The sequence below is a fragment of the Marinobacter lacisalsi genome, from assembly GCF_042651045.1.
Classification (GTDB): domain Bacteria; phylum Pseudomonadota; class Gammaproteobacteria; order Pseudomonadales; family Oleiphilaceae; genus Marinobacter; species Marinobacter lacisalsi.
The window spans coordinates 36,390-52,799 of sequence record NZ_JBHSDI010000012.1; the positions used below are offsets into that span (position 1 = coordinate 36,390).

Here is a 16,410-nt window from a genome sequence, read left to right on the forward strand (position 1 = left end):
TGTCCCGAAAAACGTTATCGACCTGTCGGCCAACCCCCAAAATCATCAGACCTGAAGGAAGCTAGACACGGTCATAGATCTTCGCCCCGGAAGCCACAAACTCCTCGGCTTTCTCTTTCATGCCGGCATCCACCGCCTCCACGTCGTCCAGGCCATGCTCTTTGGCATAGTCCCGAACTTCCTGGGAAATCTGCATGGAGCAGAATTTCGGGCCGCACATGGAGCAGAAGTGGGCAACCTTGGCCGATTCCTTGGGCAAAGTCTCATCGTGAAAAGTACGGGCCGTATCCGGATCCAGGCCGAGGTTGAACTGATCTTCCCAACGAAACTCGAACCGGGCCTTTGACAGCGCATTGTCCCGGATCTGCGCGCCAGGGTGACCCTTTGCCAGATCCGCCGCATGGGCAGCAATCTTGTAGGTAATGATGCCGGTTTTCACATCGTTCTTATTGGGCAACCCCAGATGCTCCTTGGGCGTTACGTAACAGAGCATGGCGCAACCGAACCAGCCAATCATCGCCGCCCCGATGCCGGATGTGATGTGATCATAGCCCGGCGCGATATCCGTGGTCAGCGGCCCCAGGGTATAGAAAGGTGCCTCGTCACAGCACTCAAGCTGCTTGTCCATGTTTTCCTTGATCAGATGCATAGGCACATGGCCCGGCCCCTCGATCATGCACTGGACGTCGTGTTTCCACGCAATCTTGGTCAACTCACCCAGGGTTTCAAGCTCACCGAACTGCGCGGCATCATTAGCATCGGCAATGGAACCGGGACGCAGACCATCCCCGAGACTGAAAGCCACATCGTAGGCCTTCATGATCTCGCAGATATCCTCGAAGTGCTCGTACAGGAAGCTCTCCTGGTGATGGGCCAGGCACCACTTGGCCATGATCGACCCGCCCCGCGAGACAATCCCGGTCACCCGGTTGGCGGTCAGGGGCACATGGTGCAGCCTTACCCCGGCATGGATGGTGAAATAGTCCACGCCCTGCTCGGCCTGTTCGATCAGAGTGTCCCGGAAAATTTCCCAGGTCAGATCCTCGGCAACACCACCCACCTTTTCCAGGGCCTGATAGATGGGCACGGTTCCGATGGGAACTGGCGAGTTGCGGATGATCCACTCCCGGGTTTCGTGGATGTTCTTGCCGGTGGACAGGTCCATCACCGTGTCGGAACCCCAGCGGATACCCCAGGTCAGCTTTTCCACCTCTTCCTCGATGGACGAACTGACGGCGGAGTTGCCGATGTTGCCGTTGATCTTCACCAGGAAGTTGCGGCCGATGATCATCGGCTCGGTTTCCGGGTGATTGATATTGGCGGGAATGATGGCGCGCCCCTTCGCCACCTCGTCGCGAACGAATTCCGGCGTGATCTCCTTCGGCAGGTTCGCCCCAAAGGATTGCCCCGGATGTTGCTGGTCCGCCAGGCCATTAGCCCGGGCTTCCTCCAGCTTCATGTTCTCGCGGATGGCGATGTACTCCATCTCCGGAGTAATGATCCCCTGCCTGGCATAGTGCATCTGGGAAACATTGCGACCCGGCCTCGCCCGCAACGGTTTGCGTTCATCCAGGAACCTCAGATGGTCCAGTTGCGGATCTTTCATTCGACGGCGGGTGAACTCCGAAGAATAATCGGCCAGCTGCTCGGTATCGTCACGCTCGGCGATCCAGCTCGCACGGACCGGCTCCAGGCCCTTGCGCAGGTCAATGGTCGCCTGTGGATCAGTATACGGGCCGGACGTGTCGTAGAGGACAACCGGTGGATTTTTCTCGCCCCCCATATCGGTGGGGGTATCGGTGAGTGCCACTTCCCGCATGGGAACCTTCAGGTCCGGGCGGGAGCCCTGAACGTAGATTTTGCGGGAAGCGGGCAATGGCTGGATGGCCGCCCCGTCAACACGGGCGGATTCACTGAGAAACGTTGGAATAGTGGACATGGTGCGGACCCTTTTTGTTCATCCTGTGACACGGGCCGCGTATGACGCTGGTGCTGCAAGACAGCCAAAATGAACCTGTAAAATAAAAGGCTCAGACTACTGGCTGATCAGAGCTGTCCTGGATCCCTACGCCGGTGTTAGCCGGATCAGGTTAGCGGGTTCTGCACTGCAATCTCAGCCGGTTAACCTATTGGGTTAAACCAGCACCCCGTCAAGACGCGATTATTGGAATCTACAAGCTTTCCGGCTGCCAATCTGAAACAGTCGGGCAACCCGATAGATCTTTGAGGCACACTTGAAAACCGTGCGCGCTCCAAGTCTAGAGATCCGTTGGTTTATTGTCCATAATGACCCACCGTTCTGATTAATAAGCGAGTGTCCCGTCTGGGTAATTCGTTGACCTACTGAGCCACTGAGGGCTTTGAGAGCAAGGCACGTTGACGAAGGTTTGGTGGTTCCAAATCGAGTCAACGCAACGCGGCTATCAAAGCCCTCAGTGGCTCCCGAAGGGCGTGACGCTGAGGCTTCTGGCCGGTGTTGCCAGCCCTTGATGTGGAACCACCACACCTTCGGACTGGCGCCTTGGCCAGAAGCCTCAGCGCCACGCAGTAGGTTAACGAATTACCCAGACGGGACACCATGAACACACTGAATCGCCGGCCCTGTCAGGGCAGATGGGGCGACACTTTGGGAGAAGACATGAAAAAGCAACTGCTATGCGGCCTGATTGGTCTTTTATCGGCACAGGCCGCACTGGCCATGGATCTGGTGGAGAGCTATGAACAGGCGCTTTCCTATGATTCCGGCATCGCGGCCGCCAGGGCGTCCCTGGAAGCCCAGGAAGCCAGCTCAGACGTAACCCGAAGCGCACTCCTGCCGCAGATCGGCGCCTATGGAAACGCTAACCATTACGATATTGATGGCCCCAGTCAGGATAACTCCTACAAGAGTTTCAGTTACGGCGTTCAGCTTACCCAGCCGCTGTTTCAGGCCGATGCATGGTTTGCCTACGACGCCTCCAAACTGCGGACCGAAGCGGCAAGGGCCGAGTACAACCTGGCACAGCAGCAGCTGATCCTTGATGTGGCCGAAGCCTACTTCAATGTGCTGCGGGCAGCGGACAACCTCACTACCGCCCGGGCCACAGAAAACGCCATCAAGCGACAGTATGAACAGGCGCAGGAGCGTTTCGACGTCGGCCTGATCGCCATTACCGAAGTCTACGAGGCCCGGGCCAGCTTCGACGACAGCACCAGCCGCCGCATCGCTGCAGAGAGCGACCTGGACATCGCACGGGAAAGGTTATCGCGCCTGACCGGTGAGTATCCCGGAGACCTGGAAAACCTGGAACAGGACTTTCCCCTGATGCGCCCCGAGCCCATGAATCCGCAGGCGTGGGAAACAAAGGCCCTGGAACAGAACTGGCAGATCCAGACCGCCATTCGCGAACTGGAGGCCAGCAAGGCCAACCTGAAAGAAGCCAAGGCGGGTCACTACCCCACGGTTGAACTGAATGCATCCATCGGTCGCCAACGGCTCGACAATGCAGAGACCAGTACCCCCAGCGGATTCAGTGGCCAGCAGGACGGCACCACCACCGAAGGCGTCATCGGCGTCAGCCTCAATGTTCCCCTTTACGCAGGCGGCGGCATCCAGGCGGGCGTACGGCAACAGCGCTCAACCGTTGACGTACGCGACAATAACCTGTCCACCACCCGGCGGGATGTGCGGGTAAACACCCGCAGCGTGTTCAGAACAGTCAACACCAACATCGAGACCGCCTCGGCTCTGGAGCAGACCATCGTTTCCCGCCGCAGCGCCCTGGATGCCACCCGTGCCGGATACGACGTGGGCACCCGCAACATTGTTGAAGTGCTGGATGCGGAGCGGGCCTACTATGTTTCGCTCAGGGACTACGCCAACGCGCGCTATGACTATGTGATCAACTCCCTGCGCCTGAAGCAGTCCGCGGGCACTCTGAGCCCCCAGGACATTGTCGAACTGAACAAGTGGCTCAGTGCGACAGCACCGGGCATCGAGGCCCTGGCCACCGAAGATGAAACCCTGGACAATCCTGCCCGCTAGTGTCCCTGGGTACTTTTGTCAGACATCCTCAGCCGGCCCCAGCCGGGTGAGGATGCCGCTGACCACGCGGTTCAGAGCCCCCCGGTTGGCTTCGACAACCGCCAGGGCATAGCTACCCGTCTCGCGGGCCTGATCCGGAGTGGCCAACAGCCGGATCACCTGCTCTGCCAGGTCCCGTTCATTACCCACACGAACTAGCCCCAGCCCAGCTTCCAGCTGGTCATAGACCGTTTCAAAATTGAATACGTGAGGCCCCGTCACCACCGGGATGCCCCAGGCCGCCGGCTCAAGGGGATTGTGCCCACCCCTTTCGATCAATGAACCACCGACAAACGCAACATCTGCCGCACCATACATCACCAGCAATTCCCCCATGGTGTCACCGAGGTATACCTGGGCGTCTCCCACCGGTTGCCCTGACGCGCGACGAACACAGGAAAGCCCCCGTCTTTGCGTTAGTGTCGCAACGGTATCGAACCGGTCCGGATGCCTTGGCACCAGCAAAAGCAAGGCTTCCGGCAACTGCTCCAGTACCCTCATATGGGCCGCCAGCAGTTGCTCGTCTTCGCCTTCGTGGGTACTGGCGGCAATCCACACCGGCCGCTGTCCGAAGCAGTCGCGCAATACCGAAGCTCGCTGGCGAACCTCGTCTGTAATCGCCACATCAAACTTGATGCTGCCCGTCACGGTGACATCATTACCATCAGCCCCGACTTCCCGGAACCGGGCAGCGTCATCTTCAGCCTGGGCCGCGATCCAGTCCAGGCGGCCCAGCAACGTGCGCGTCCAGCTACCGATACGCTGGTACCCCCGCGCGGACCGCTCTGAGAGGCGGGCATTAATAAGGAAGATCGGGCAATGTCTGCGGCTGGTCTCGACAATCATGTTTGGCCAGAGTTCGGTTTCCATAATAACCAGAGCCCGTGGCCTGACCCGCCGCAGGAACCGGCGCACCGACCCGGGTGTGTCGAACGGCGAATAGGCATAAAGTACACGGTCACCGAACAGGGTCCGGGCCTGGGCCGCACCGGTAGCCGTCATCGCGGTCATCAGCACAGGCACGTCCGGGCGGCGCTCCAGCAACGCCTTCACCAGCGGGGCTGCGGCGATGGTCTCGCCCACCGAGACCGCATGGACCCAGATAACCGGCTGCGGTGTGGGGGCCACCAGGCCCAGGCGCTGCCGCCAGCCCTGGCTGTCGCCGCCGCTACGACGGGTCTGCCACCAGAGGTACAATAACGCGAACGGCAGGGACAGCCGGTAACATAGCGAGTAGATAAGGTGCAGCATGAGGGCTCCGTGATCAGGTGGCACGGCCATTCTAGCGAATAGCATGGATAGTGCCACCGATCGATCGCGGCACTGACAGTACCGGACAAGCCCTGTAAACTTCAGCCTTGATTCCTTTCAACACTCTTACGGAAACAGCGGCAAAGTGAAGCGTGAGCATCGCAAAAAGACACGGGACCTGAACTACAGCCACTACCTGCACCCCCGCTGGTGGCCCACCTGGCTGGGGCTCGGCATCATGTGGCTGATTGCCCACCTGCCCCTTCGCTGGCAATGGGCAATCGGCAGGCTGACCGGAGAGCTGGCCTGGCGACTGCTACCACGAAGACGTCACATTACTGAGGTCAATATCGGCCTGTGTTTTCCCGACCTGTCACCGGACGAACAACGGGCACTGGTGCGCAAGTCATTCCGGGCCAACGGCATTGGCATGATGGAGATCGGCCTTGGCTGGTTCCGGAAGATGGCAGACCTTTCGGACATCACCACCGTACACGGCCTGGACCACCTCAACAGGGCCCTGGAGGGTGGCAAGGGTGTACTGCTGGTAGGTGGCCACTACAGCACCCTGGAAATGGGCGGCAGCCTGGCCACGGAAGAAATGAATGCCGACGTCATGCAACGGGACCACAACAACCCGCTGATGAATGCCGTCATGACCCGGTCCAGGGAAAGCCGATATGGCGCCGTGCTTGACGCCAAGGACCTGCGCGGGCTGCTCAAGCGGCTCAGGATGAACCGCGCGGTCTGGTACGCCACCGACCAGGACTATGGCCGCAAGGGCATCGTATTCGCGCCCTTCTTCGACATTCCCACCGGTACCATTACCGCCACCTCCCGCATTGCCGAACGCAGCGGTTGTGCGGTCATGCCCTTCAGCCACTTCCGCCGGGAGGACCGTCCGGGCTACGACATCTACTTTCACCCTGCTCTGGAAGACTTCCCCAGTGGCGACGAGCTGGCCGATGCCACCCGCGTAAACAGGACCATCGAGCAGGAAATCCGCCGCCATCCCGACCAGTATCTGTGGATGCACCGGCGTTTCAAGACCCGGCCAGACCCGGACGACCCGGATCTCTATGGTAAGCAGGGCAAACGCCGGCGCAGGAGCAAACGCCGCGACTGAATCGTACAGGGGCCGGCAGCCGGCCCCGCTTGCCCACCTGCACCTTTGGTGATAGCTTCCCTTCAGCCCGCTCTTGCAACAGGAAACCCCGTTTCTATGGCGCTCACCAAGACTTCGCTCGCCGTGCTCGCGCTTCGGATCTCCGGCAAACTGTCCCTCCGCATGGCCCAGCGCATCGGCCGGATTCTTGGCACCCTGAGCTGGTGGTTTCCTTCCCGTTCGAAAGCAGTGACCACGGCCAATATCCACCTGTGCTTCCCTGAGATGCCGGAGGGCCAGCGCAAGCGCCTGATCCGCTCGAGCCTTCGGCATACCGGCCAGACCTTTGCGGAGATCCCACTGATGTGGGAGTGGCCGGTGGAGAAATGCCTGGGCCTGATCCGGGAGGTGGAAGGCCTGGAACTGATCGATGAGGCCCTGGCATCGGGCAAGGGCGTCGTCCTGCTGGCCCCGCACCTGGGAAACTGGGAATTGGTAGGGGTCTACTTTTCCTCCCGCTACCAGATGGCTGCTCTCTATAGCCCCCCTCATTTGCCGGAGTTCGAGGACTACATGATCCGGGTTCGCGAGCGGGCCGGTTCCACCCTGGTCAGGGGCGACCGCCGGGGCCTCGCCCGTATGGTCGGCATTCTCAAGGGGGGAGGCATCGCCGGCATCCTGCCGGATCAGAGCCCCGACAAGAAAAGCGGTTACGCCTACGGCCCCTTCTTCGGCATCGACGTACGTACCATGACCCTTGCGCCCAAGCTGATTGCCAAGTCCGGTGCTGTTTCGTGTACCGCCTTTGCCGAACGACTCAAGGATGGCGAGGGCTTCCGCATCGTTATCCGTCCGACCGAACCGGACATCGACCACAAAGACCCGGTCACGGCTGTAACCGCCCTCAACCAGTCGGTGGAGAAGTGCGTGCGGGAGATTCCCGAGCAGTACCAGTGGGAATACAAACGCTTTCGCCACCGCACACCCGGGGAGATCAACCCCTACAATCCCGCCAAACGGTGCAAATAAGGTCTCCGCGATATCCCTGACGGGCAGCCCGAGGTCCGACCATGTATAATCTTCAACTGATTCACATTTCTGAGCCTGTTCGCGATTTATGCCTGCAAAAAACGAAGCTCCCAAGGCGATTGGCGTGGTCATCACCACCTACAATTCTCCGATCTGGCTTGGCAAGGTGCTGACCGGGTATGAGAACCAGTCGGACAATGACTTCCGGGTGATCGTGGCCGACGACGGATCCACCGACGAGACCCGGCAACTGATCGACGGCTTCCGTGAGCGCGGCAGACTCATCATCGACCACGTGTGGCACGAGGATGACGGCTTCCGAAAATGCCAGATCCTGAACAAGGCTATCCGCGAGACGGACTGCGACTACCTGATCTTTACCGACGGTGACTGCATTCCGGAGCCGGATTTTATTGCCACCCACCGCCGGCTGGCCGAGCCAGGACACTTCCTGTCCGGCGGCTATATCAAGCTCACCATGGCGGTGTCGGAAAGCATCACCGATGACGACATCCGCGGCGGCGTGATATTCGACCCGCAGTGGCTGGTAAAGCACGGCCAGCCGAAAAATCACAAGCTCTGGAAGCTCTCCCCTTCAAAGGGCTTTCGCAAGCTGCTCAACGCCGCGACCCCGGCCGCAGCCAGCTGGAATGGCATGAACAGCTCCACCTGGACCCGGGACCTGATCGCCGTGAACGGCTTCAACGAGGACATGCAGTATGGCGGCCTGGACCGGGAGCTGGGCGAACGCCTCTGGAACTACGGCCACAAGTCAAAGCAGATCCGCTACAGCACCGTGTGCCTGCACCTGGACCACGCCCGGGGTTATTCAAAACCGGAGATCTGGGAGAAAAACCGGGCTATTCGCAAGGCCGTGAAGGAGAACCGCACCTTCAGGGCCGAAAACGGAATCGAGAAGTCCCGCCCCGATGCCTGAAAAGCAAACTGCCAATCAGCCCATGAGAACCCTCGTCGTCATCCATAGCCTGAAGTTGGGCGGCATGGAGCGTGTGGCTGTTAATCTGGCCGATGCCTTTGCCGAACAGGGCCACGACAGCCATCTGCTCAGTTGCCGCAACCAGCCCAACGACCTGCAACCGGCTGACAGCCGGGTTACCCTGCATCACTGGGACCAGCTGCAGCAGTTGATGAAGTCGGTAGTGGGTATCCCGGTGTTCCTTCTGTCACGACTTCTTCTGGGCGTAATCCTGCCCCGGTCCCACTTCATGTGGGTGGGCTGGCTGCAGGGCTGGCTGCTCAGGCGTCATATCCGCAAACTGGAGCGTCAGCATGGGCGCTTCGACCGCATCATCTTTCGCGGCCTGGGTACCTTCAAATACTTCTGGTCGTTCCGGGATGACCGCTGCATCTACGTGCTGGAGAACGTCATTCACTACGACCGCCCCCTGTGGCAGAAGCGCTGGGAGTGGAAGCTGGTATTTGAAGGTCGCCACCTGGCCTGCGTTTCGTCCGGCGTGCAGGAGTCAGCCGAGCAGGCTTTCGCCAGGGGGAACATCAACCCGAAAAGTCTGCGGGTCATTACCAACCCCTGCCCTGTCGAGCAGATTCAGGCCCTGGCACAAGAGCACGACCCGGATATCCCGGAATCACCCTATATCGTGAACGTCGCCCGGCTGGTGCCCCAGAAGGGCCATGCGCTGCTGCTGGAAGCCTTCGCGAAGGCCAATGTCCCACACCGGTTGGTGATCGTCGGTGAAGGGCCCCTGCACCAGGAACTGGAACAGAAAACCAGAGATCTGGGCATTGCCGAGCGAGTGATGTTCGCCGGCAAGCGTCGCAACCCCTACCCATGGATGGAACGGGCCGACCTGTTTGTGCTGGCGTCGGAGTATGAGGGGCTCGGTATTGTGCTGACCGAGGCGATGGCCTGTGGTACGCCGATCCTGTCCACCGACAGCCGTGGCGGGGTCCGTTTTGTATTCCGTGGCGAACTGGAACAGTTTCTGACACCATCAACCGTGGATGGACTGGCGGCGGGCCTGGAATCCACGGTGGCGCGGCTGCCGATACCGGTTCAGGAGGAATGGCTGGCGCCATTCCGTAGCGATGTGGTGACCGAAGCATTCCTGTCAGAACCTGAAGTTGCAGCCCCATGAATCAACCTGTCCCCACACCCCTGAACATTCTGGTTGCCGGCATCTACTGGTCCGGGTCCGGTGCGGTGGTGGATTACCTGAAGGGTCACCCCGAGTGCTGGGTGCCCAAGGGCGAGTTTACCGATTTCAAGCGCCAGGGACGGCTTGGCACCATGCTGGAATCAGATACCGTGGACCAGGCCCTCAACCTGGCGCGCCGGACCTGGCTGGAGACAGCTCTGGGCAAGCTCCCTGCAGCCTGGTGGAAACAACGGCGCGCGGCCGCCCCCAACGGCCTGCCCCTGAAGGATCAGGTGTTCCATCATCAACTGAAGCTGAATTACCTGAAACAGTACCGCCAGCAACTGGTGCGCTCCGGCCAGCCAGGGGACGCCACAATCTGGAATCAATGGCTACGGGCGGTGGGACAGAACATTGCAGGCAACCGAAAGGCCGTGGTCTGGAACCAGCCTATCTGGGTGGGTAAGCACGAACATACCTGGCCGGGTGTGTTCGAGCCTTACCGGCTGATTGTGGTCCACCGGAACCCGGAAGATCAGTTTGCGGAAGTGGTGCGGCAAGGCAAGATCGGCAAGCGCAAGTCGGATCCCGCCTTCGACGACAGCGAAACCGACGACGTCGCCTATGTTCTCAAGGGCATCGCCAACAAGTACGAGGCCCTGGCGGAACTCCATCAGCTACTGCCGGAAGGCCGACTGCTGAGCGTGAACTTCGAGGCCTTTGTGCAGGATCACGATCGGCAGGCGTCCCGGATATGCCAGTTCCTGGGCCTGGACCAGAAGCAACTGGAAGGGGCACCGTTCAAGGCCCATGAGTCTGCCCGCAATATTGGTATCGGCCAGACTGAGGCTATCCAGAAGACCCTGAGCGGTTACCGACCCCTGGTGGACCGGCTTCGCGAACTGCGAGCGAGTCTGCCGGGTTAGCGGTCGGGAGCAATACCGTCAGGCCTGCGGCAGCTTGCAGTAGGCGTCAATCTCCCCGGACGTCGCCATGGCCTCGTAAGACTCCAGCTCATCCGCCGTATCCACTTCAAGCCAGCCGTTATCCACCAGGCAGGCCTTCACCGGCCAACCGGCGTCGATCAGGCTCTGCACCAGGCTGGTCATGTACATGTTGTCGAAGTCCTTGCCGTCATAGGTCGCGGACCGGTCCAGTTCGTCGAAGAACGCCTTGAACCGCGCCACATGGTCGCCGCGGATCCTGATCAGTCCCATGTACTGGGCTTGGACCTCATCATAGCTGCCAGGCTTGCGCCCCAGTTCCGTGACATAGCCCTGAGCGTCCATGCGGAAGGTTTCCGCATCGTCCAGGGGCTCGTCCATGCGCAATTGCCAGAGCCGTTTCCACTCCCGGTCCGCGGCCAGGCAAACCGGCGCATCACAGTCGAGCACCGCCTGAAGCACCCTGGGTTCGTAGACGATATCCCCGTAGCTGATCAGCAGATCTTCCCCGTCAACCATCCGGTCCCGGGCGCAGAACAGGGTCAGCACCATATTGGTGGCATCGTACCGGGGGTTGAGCACCAGGCCGGCCTGCAAGGTATCCAGGTCGTCCGAGCGGTAACCGCCGATCACGGTAATACCCTCACGAACACCACAGGCGGCCATGGCGGACATCTGATGGTGGAGCAATGGTTTACCGGCCAGGGGCACCATGCACTTGGGCCGGTCGTTGGTATAGGGGCGCAGTCGGGTTCCCTGCCCCGCCGCGAGGATCAGTGTCTGCATAAAGGCTCTCTGAATACCTGCAGGAATAGTTGCTGGTCCGGGCCGGTGAATGGTGTTTCGCGCTCCGGGTGCCACATGATACCAATCCATGGCAGGGTGTCATGGGTATAGGCCTCTATCGTGCCATCCGGGGCCTCACACCGGGCCGTCAATCCACTGGCCAGGCCATCCGGGTGAATACCCCAGTCATGGAAGCTGTTTACGTCCCGGAAGTCGATAAAATCCACAGCGCCCGGCAGCAACTTAAGGTCGTGCCTGACCGCCGTGTGACCTTCCACCGGCACCAGTTGCCCTCCCAGCCAGTGATTAATCATTTGCATGCCCCGGCAGACGCCAATGACCGGCATCCCCCGCTCTTTCGCCACTGAGAGCAAAGCCGCTTCCGTCTGATCCCGCTCCGGCGCAGGTTTACCCGCGTCCGGTAATGAGGACAGATCATTACCCCCGGTCAACAGTAAACCCGAAATTCCCAGGGCATCCATCCAGGCATCAGGCCGGGCAAGGCCATTGGGGACGGGCACGGCGCTCAGCCCAAGTCCCTCAAGAAACACCGCCCATTGCTGATCCAGGCAGTCCCGGCGTTCACCATAGGATTCGACCACTTCCACGCGCTGAGTGACTCCGATACGCATATCAGCGAACCACCTCCAGGCGACGGTTGGACGGGTCCAGTTCGAGAACCGAAGCACCCGCCAGGCCCAGGTATCGTGCCTCGCCGATACCAATGGCGGCGGACAGGCCGAACTCGGCGGCACGGATGGCCATATGGGAATTGGCACCACCGTACATGGTGACCAGCCCGGCGATATCGTGACCAAACAGCCAGTCGTACCCGGGGTCTGCCTGGGGAATCAGCGCGATACGTCCGGCCAGATCCCCATGGGCATCATCAGCGGTCAACTGGCGCAGATCAATACAGTCAGCCACCACTCGTTGGCTGCCGATGAAATTGGCGTGACTGTCGGCATACAGGAAACCGGAAAAATCCTCACGGCTGCGGATCAGCGGTGGCAGTTCGATCAGCGCGGTGGTCCTGGCCGCGTCGGCCCCCTCCTGGGCCCGTTGTCGCAGCCAACGTTGCGGCTCGGCCACCCCGGGATCGCCTGCACGACAGGCCAGCAAGTCCTCCAGAGACACCTGTGCGATCTCCTCCCGGGAGAGACCATGCCCACCGGCAAAGCCGGCAATACAGTCCAGCGCCAGGGACAGGTAGCGGGTGAACTCGAACTTGGCCTTTTCCCGCCCCTCGATCGCCCCACGCAGGAAGGATTCCACCTCCCGGGGCTCCGAGGGCAGACCGGCGTCTGCCAGAGCTGCGAAAAAATCCTCCCGCTCGGCCTGCCAGGCCCCTGATTCCCCGGACGGGGCGTCATGGGCGACACCGGCACGGGCGACTACCGGCCGCAGGTAGCGCTCCGGATCGTCGGCATAGTTTGCCGAGGTGATATCGTAGGTTCCCGGACGGAGATGCCCGTATTGGGCCACAAAATCGCCAAACGAAAGATCGCCCACAGCGACTCTGGCGGCATCTTCCGTAAACTGGTGAGAGACGGTACGGATCGTGTTCAGGAAGTCATCCACGGCCGCCTGCGAGAGTATTCCCATGGTCACCGCGGACCGCAGCAGCGTGACCGCAACAAAACCACTTCGGGCCAGGTGCGCGAAGGTCAGCGTTCCCACCCGCCGGCAATCCTCCAACAGGGCCACAGCCTTGTCCAGATCGGTCAGTGGCCTCTGGCTGATCACCGAGAATCGTTCCTGCAAGGTGTCGATGGCAGCCAGATCATCGTCAGTACGCCTGAAGGCGCCCCGGGTAATCTCCCTGAGCCCTTCCGCCAGGGCCGACAGGTCGTGCCCATCGAATCCGCCGTCCTGGGCAAGCCGATGCCGCCAGTGATCGAAATCCAGCGCGTAGCAGGTGGGCACCACATCGAACTCTACCTTGTCGTGCAATTGCGGCCGCCGGGCCAGCCACTCCAGGTAGAAGGTGACCAGGCGGGACGCAAGCTCGTCCGGCACCGAGGCCGGAATAAACGAGTTGAAGCTGGCCCGGATGTCGATGTACGGATGCCCCGCAAACAGCGTCAGCAGCGGCTGGGGCCGGACATCCCGGTAACCATACTCCGCTCTCTGCCTGGCCCAGACATCGTCCAGGATCAGGAATCGATACAGGCTGGCAGCCAGTCGCCCGGGTCTTGTGCCGATGATTTCGGCGGGGTTCCAGTCCGGCATGATCCCGAACATCGGCCTCTCACCCACCACGAAGGGACCAGGCGCGGAAAGCTGTCGGAAACGATTCTCCGCCTGATCAATCGCAGCCCGGGCGGCATCGCTGGAATCCAGCTCGTGCTGGACCGCAATCGGGCGCACCTGCAGGATGTGGATGCCCCCATGCCGGGTCATGGCGAACTCGACATCCAGGGAATCAAAGTCCAGTAACGCCTCCACTTCTCGCAGCGCCGGGAGTAACCCCACCAGGTTGTCAGGAATGGCGGGGTGGCCGTCCGGCGCATCCCGGTGCATGAACAGGGTCTTGTGTTCCCGGCTGGAGCCACTGGTAATGGATTCGGTGCTGGCAGTCGTGTCGTCGTAGTTAATGACGTAATAAGGTGCCCCAGTGGCCAGCACGCGGGTGAAGGCGACCCCACTGGCCGTTACGCCCTGCAGCATGGGCTGAACCAGCACCTGATTGTCCGGGTGGCCATCAGGGTAGGAGGCAATGACCTCGGCGATGGCACCGGTCAGGGCACCGGCATCATGCCGATCAACATTGAGCACGCTGGTGTAGGCACCGGCGTTGGACACCCCGAAGCCGTCCTCCGACAGGGCGCTGCTACGCACCACCAGGGTGTCGTCATCCGACAGGCGCTGGTGTATATCGGAGAGGATCTGGTCGGGGGCCCGCTCCCATTCCGCAACCGTAAAACTGACCTGGTCCTCGATGCGGCTGCGATTCAGCATGCCCTGCAGCCGATGCAGGGTCTGGGCCTTGGTTCCCAGGACAAACCGGCTCAGGTCATCGGGTTCGTTCAATTCCGCCCAGTCCCCTGCCACATCGGCGGCCTCCACCGAGAACCCCCGCATCCGCAGCAGTTCCACAAACTGCGACAGGCTGCCCTGACGCACAGGCTCCGGGAAATCCCCCCGGTGCTGATCAATATAGCCAGCCACCCGGGGTGACAGGCGCATCAGGCCCACGAACTCCGCATCCGCCATTTCAGGCAGCAGGTCGCGGCCGAGGCGGGTCACGCGGGAGCCGTGCAGGTTGACCTTCTCGCAGCGCCCAATGTCCTCCGGTGACCTGCCCTCAAAGCGGGACCGCCACTGGCTGTCCACAAGAACAGCCACATCGGCATCGACACTATTCAGAGCCCTTACCGCCGAGGCACGGTAAAGCACATCCGCGAACGACACGAAATGGACATCACGCTCATTCAACGGCGCTTCCAGCAGGGAGGCGGCGGCGCCAGTGGACGACCAGTTGGGGTTAACCGTGTAGTGAAGATCCGGATAACACTCCGCCACTTCATCCAGCTGGTAGCCGCCGACGAAATGCACTTCCGGCGCAAGTTCCGCCATGGCATTCAGCAACCAGTCCAGCACCCGGCTGCGCCCGGTCGCGCCCCGCAAGACGCTATGCTGCTCGCCCTGGAAGGGCTTGCCCGCCCCTAATATGATGAATCGTACGCCTTGCTCTGATTTACCGGGATTCAACGTCCGTCCCCTAAGTGTCAATGCGATCAGCGAGGTTATCGATGCCGTCCACGATCAGCGTAGCCCCGGAAAAGTCATGATCTGACTCACTCCAGCGTCGAGCGAAAACAAAATCGAGCCCCGCGCCTGTCGAGGCTTCCATGTCATAGCGGCTATCCCCGACAAACAGGGCTGGCTCACGGATATTACCGCTACCCAGCTCACGGGCCAGTATCTCGTCCTTGGTGTCCGGGCTGCCGAAAATACCGCCGTCAAAAAGCCCGGCCAGCCCCCGGTCTGCGAAGACATGACGCAGCTCTTCCTGGTCACCCCCGGAGACCACCAGCCAACCAGAGCCTTCGGTGAGATCACGCAGCCTGTGTAAACCCGGCGCCACGGCGCACTGACGCAACCCCTCACCCACCAGCGACGCATAGCGATCCAGCAACTGTTGAAGTTCATTCTGCTCGACGTGCGCCTGACCGATAATATCGGCCAGAAAAGTCCGGAATTTCACATACCGGGAAATGCCGCCATTACGAACATGATAGTCCACCAGCGCCTCGGCGCTGGCACGGCCATAGGGTTCCGCAGCCCTGAAGAAGGCGTCTGTCTTGACCCGGTTGGAGTCCAGCAGAACGCCATCACAATCGAACACCCAGGTCTGGTAGCGGGCCAGGTCAACCATTGAGCTTTCCCTCTGAAACGTTGATGCCATTCAAAGACGCCATACTCTACGCCACTGACCGGAACCGCGACAGACTCTTCAGTGCCGAGGTATGCACGCATCCGATCTGAGCAGGGAACGGGCGATCCAACAACATGGCCATGGCAAACCGATGGCACCCGGCACCAGAGAAGATGGGTTCACCACCGGGACCAAGATGCATCAGGATGCCACCGACCTCCCGGTAGTTGCCGGAATCCAGTTCCTGGCGGGTCGGGAAATAACCCCGGGCCTTTACGCCTTCCCAGATGAGGTCGAGGGTACGGTAACGGTTCCAGACTTCTTCGGGGGTGCTGCACTGGTCCGTGATACCGGTAGGCGAGATAGCGATTTTGCCCAGGAGAAAATCTATCGCCCCCGCCTGCTGCCAGTCCTTTCCGTCGCACCAGTGGGCCCAGCAATAGGTAAGCTTCGGATGATTCTCAAATGGTTGCTCGAGATCCGAGGGCCAGTCCTCCACGACCTTTCCAGACATCTGGCGCACCTTGCCGCCCAGGCGGTCCGTCAGGTCCCGTGCCTCGATGTATCGGCTGCATTCGGACGGACGAATCCATATCCGCTCGGCGTACCGGGGCGCTTGCGGCCCGTACTTGAGGCGATTGTAGCCATCAATCCATAACGCCCGGAGTTGATATTTTAGCGCCAAAACAAACCCTTTAACTGGAAGGTAAGACGAAACCTGAAACCGGAGCCAG

13 protein-coding genes and 1 riboswitch are annotated in these 16,410 nt (G+C 60.7%); of the genes, 6 read left to right on the forward strand and 7 right to left on the reverse strand.

The features are described from left to right. Positions 1-61: 61 nt before the first annotated feature. A complete protein-coding gene (thiC, locus tag ACFOZ5_RS08750; RefSeq protein ID WP_379886660.1) occupies positions 62-1,939 on the reverse strand; it encodes a phosphomethylpyrimidine synthase ThiC in 1,878 nt (625 codons plus the stop codon). Positions 1,940-2,045: 106 nt separating this feature from the next. Then, positions 2,046-2,160, reverse strand: a riboswitch (TPP riboswitch). Between the two features lie 478 nt (positions 2,161-2,638). Between thiC and ACFOZ5_RS08755 the strand changes: the two genes are divergently transcribed. Then, entirely contained in the window at positions 2,639-4,024 is a 1,386-nt protein-coding gene (locus ACFOZ5_RS08755; RefSeq protein ID WP_379886661.1) for a TolC family outer membrane protein, read from the forward strand. A gap of 18 nt (positions 4,025-4,042) precedes the next feature. Here ACFOZ5_RS08755 and waaA read toward each other — a convergent pair whose 3' ends face one another. Beyond that, complete coding sequence (gene waaA, locus ACFOZ5_RS08760; protein ID WP_379886662.1) at positions 4,043-5,314, reverse strand: lipid IV(A) 3-deoxy-D-manno-octulosonic acid transferase; 1,272 nt, start codon at positions 5,312-5,314, stop codon at positions 4,043-4,045. 145 nt (positions 5,315-5,459) lie between these two features. Between waaA and lpxL the strand changes: the two genes are divergently transcribed. The 5 genes from lpxL to ACFOZ5_RS08785 all read left to right on the forward strand — a co-directional run bounded on the left by lpxL (position 5,460) and on the right by ACFOZ5_RS08785 (position 10,491). Further along, on the forward strand, positions 5,460-6,440 hold the full coding sequence (lpxL, locus tag ACFOZ5_RS08765) for an LpxL/LpxP family Kdo(2)-lipid IV(A) lauroyl/palmitoleoyl acyltransferase (protein ID WP_379886663.1): 981 nt from the start codon (positions 5,460-5,462) through the stop codon (positions 6,438-6,440). Between the two features lie 96 nt (positions 6,441-6,536). After that, complete coding sequence (locus tag ACFOZ5_RS08770) at positions 6,537-7,448, forward strand: lysophospholipid acyltransferase family protein (RefSeq protein WP_379886664.1); 912 nt, start codon at positions 6,537-6,539, stop codon at positions 7,446-7,448. An 88-nt stretch (positions 7,449-7,536) separates the two neighbouring features. Beyond that, positions 7,537-8,385 carry a glycosyltransferase family 2 protein gene (locus tag ACFOZ5_RS08775; RefSeq protein ID WP_379886665.1) on the forward strand — a complete coding sequence of 283 codons (849 nt, stop codon included), beginning with the start codon at positions 7,537-7,539 and terminating at the stop codon, positions 8,383-8,385. Further along, on the forward strand, positions 8,378-9,565 hold the full coding sequence (locus ACFOZ5_RS08780) for a glycosyltransferase (protein ID WP_379886666.1): 1,188 nt from the start codon (positions 8,378-8,380) through the stop codon (positions 9,563-9,565). Before ACFOZ5_RS08775 ends, ACFOZ5_RS08780 begins: the two co-directional genes overlap by 8 nt. Beyond that, positions 9,562-10,491: a sulfotransferase gene (locus tag ACFOZ5_RS08785; protein ID WP_379886667.1), complete on the forward strand. Its 930-nt coding sequence runs from the start codon at positions 9,562-9,564 to the stop codon at positions 10,489-10,491. Before ACFOZ5_RS08780 ends, ACFOZ5_RS08785 begins: the two co-directional genes overlap by 4 nt. 18 nt (positions 10,492-10,509) lie before the next feature. Here the strand turns inward: ACFOZ5_RS08785 and ACFOZ5_RS08790 are convergent, their stop codons facing one another. The 5 genes from ACFOZ5_RS08790 to ACFOZ5_RS08810 are packed head-to-tail and all read right to left on the reverse strand — an operon-like array spanning position 10,510 to position 16,361. Further along, a complete protein-coding gene (locus tag ACFOZ5_RS08790) occupies positions 10,510-11,295 on the reverse strand; it encodes a phosphocholine cytidylyltransferase family protein (RefSeq protein ID WP_379886668.1) in 786 nt (261 codons plus the stop codon). Then, positions 11,283-11,927, reverse strand: coding sequence for a gamma-glutamyl-gamma-aminobutyrate hydrolase family protein (locus tag ACFOZ5_RS08795; protein WP_379886669.1), 645 nt, complete (start codon positions 11,925-11,927; stop codon positions 11,283-11,285). Before ACFOZ5_RS08795 ends, ACFOZ5_RS08790 begins: the two co-directional genes overlap by 13 nt. 1 nt (position 11,928) lies before the next feature. Further along, positions 11,929-15,009: a PEP/pyruvate-binding domain-containing protein gene (locus ACFOZ5_RS08800; RefSeq protein ID WP_379886670.1), complete on the reverse strand. Its 3,081-nt coding sequence runs from the start codon at positions 15,007-15,009 to the stop codon at positions 11,929-11,931. 10 nt (positions 15,010-15,019) lie between these two features. Next, positions 15,020-15,676: an HAD family hydrolase gene (locus ACFOZ5_RS08805; protein ID WP_379886671.1), complete on the reverse strand. Its 657-nt coding sequence runs from the start codon at positions 15,674-15,676 to the stop codon at positions 15,020-15,022. 46 nt (positions 15,677-15,722) lie between these two features. Next, the gene (locus ACFOZ5_RS08810; protein ID WP_379886672.1) at positions 15,723-16,361 is read right to left on the reverse strand and encodes a hypothetical protein; all 639 of its coding nucleotides are present in this window, start codon (positions 16,359-16,361) and stop codon (positions 15,723-15,725) included. Positions 16,362-16,410 lie beyond the last annotated feature (49 nt).

What these genes read in the sequence shown, in the direction of transcription:
- ACFOZ5_RS08795 (WP_379886669.1), bottom strand. Translation starts at nt 11,927, where the DNA reads ATGCGTATCGGAGTCACTCAGCGCGTGGAAGTGGTCGAATCCTATGGT.
- ACFOZ5_RS08770 (WP_379886664.1), top strand. Translation starts at nt 6,537, where the DNA reads ATGGCGCTCACCAAGACTTCGCTCGCCGTGCTCGCGCTTCGGATCTCC.
- waaA (WP_379886662.1), bottom strand. Translation starts at nt 5,314, where the DNA reads ATGCTGCACCTTATCTACTCGCTATGTTACCGGCTGTCCCTGCCGTTC.
- ACFOZ5_RS08780 (WP_379886666.1), top strand. Translation starts at nt 8,378, where the DNA reads ATGCCTGAAAAGCAAACTGCCAATCAGCCCATGAGAACCCTCGTCGTC.
- ACFOZ5_RS08785 (WP_379886667.1), top strand. Translation starts at nt 9,562, where the DNA reads ATGAATCAACCTGTCCCCACACCCCTGAACATTCTGGTTGCCGGCATC.
- ACFOZ5_RS08790 (WP_379886668.1), bottom strand. Translation starts at nt 11,295, where the DNA reads ATGCAGACACTGATCCTCGCGGCGGGGCAGGGAACCCGACTGCGCCCC.
- ACFOZ5_RS08805 (WP_379886671.1), bottom strand. Translation starts at nt 15,676, where the DNA reads ATGGTTGACCTGGCCCGCTACCAGACCTGGGTGTTCGATTGTGATGGC.
- thiC (WP_379886660.1), bottom strand. Translation starts at nt 1,939, where the DNA reads ATGTCCACTATTCCAACGTTTCTCAGTGAATCCGCCCGTGTTGACGGG.
- ACFOZ5_RS08775 (WP_379886665.1), top strand. Translation starts at nt 7,537, where the DNA reads ATGCCTGCAAAAAACGAAGCTCCCAAGGCGATTGGCGTGGTCATCACC.
- ACFOZ5_RS08755 (WP_379886661.1), top strand. Translation starts at nt 2,639, where the DNA reads ATGAAAAAGCAACTGCTATGCGGCCTGATTGGTCTTTTATCGGCACAG.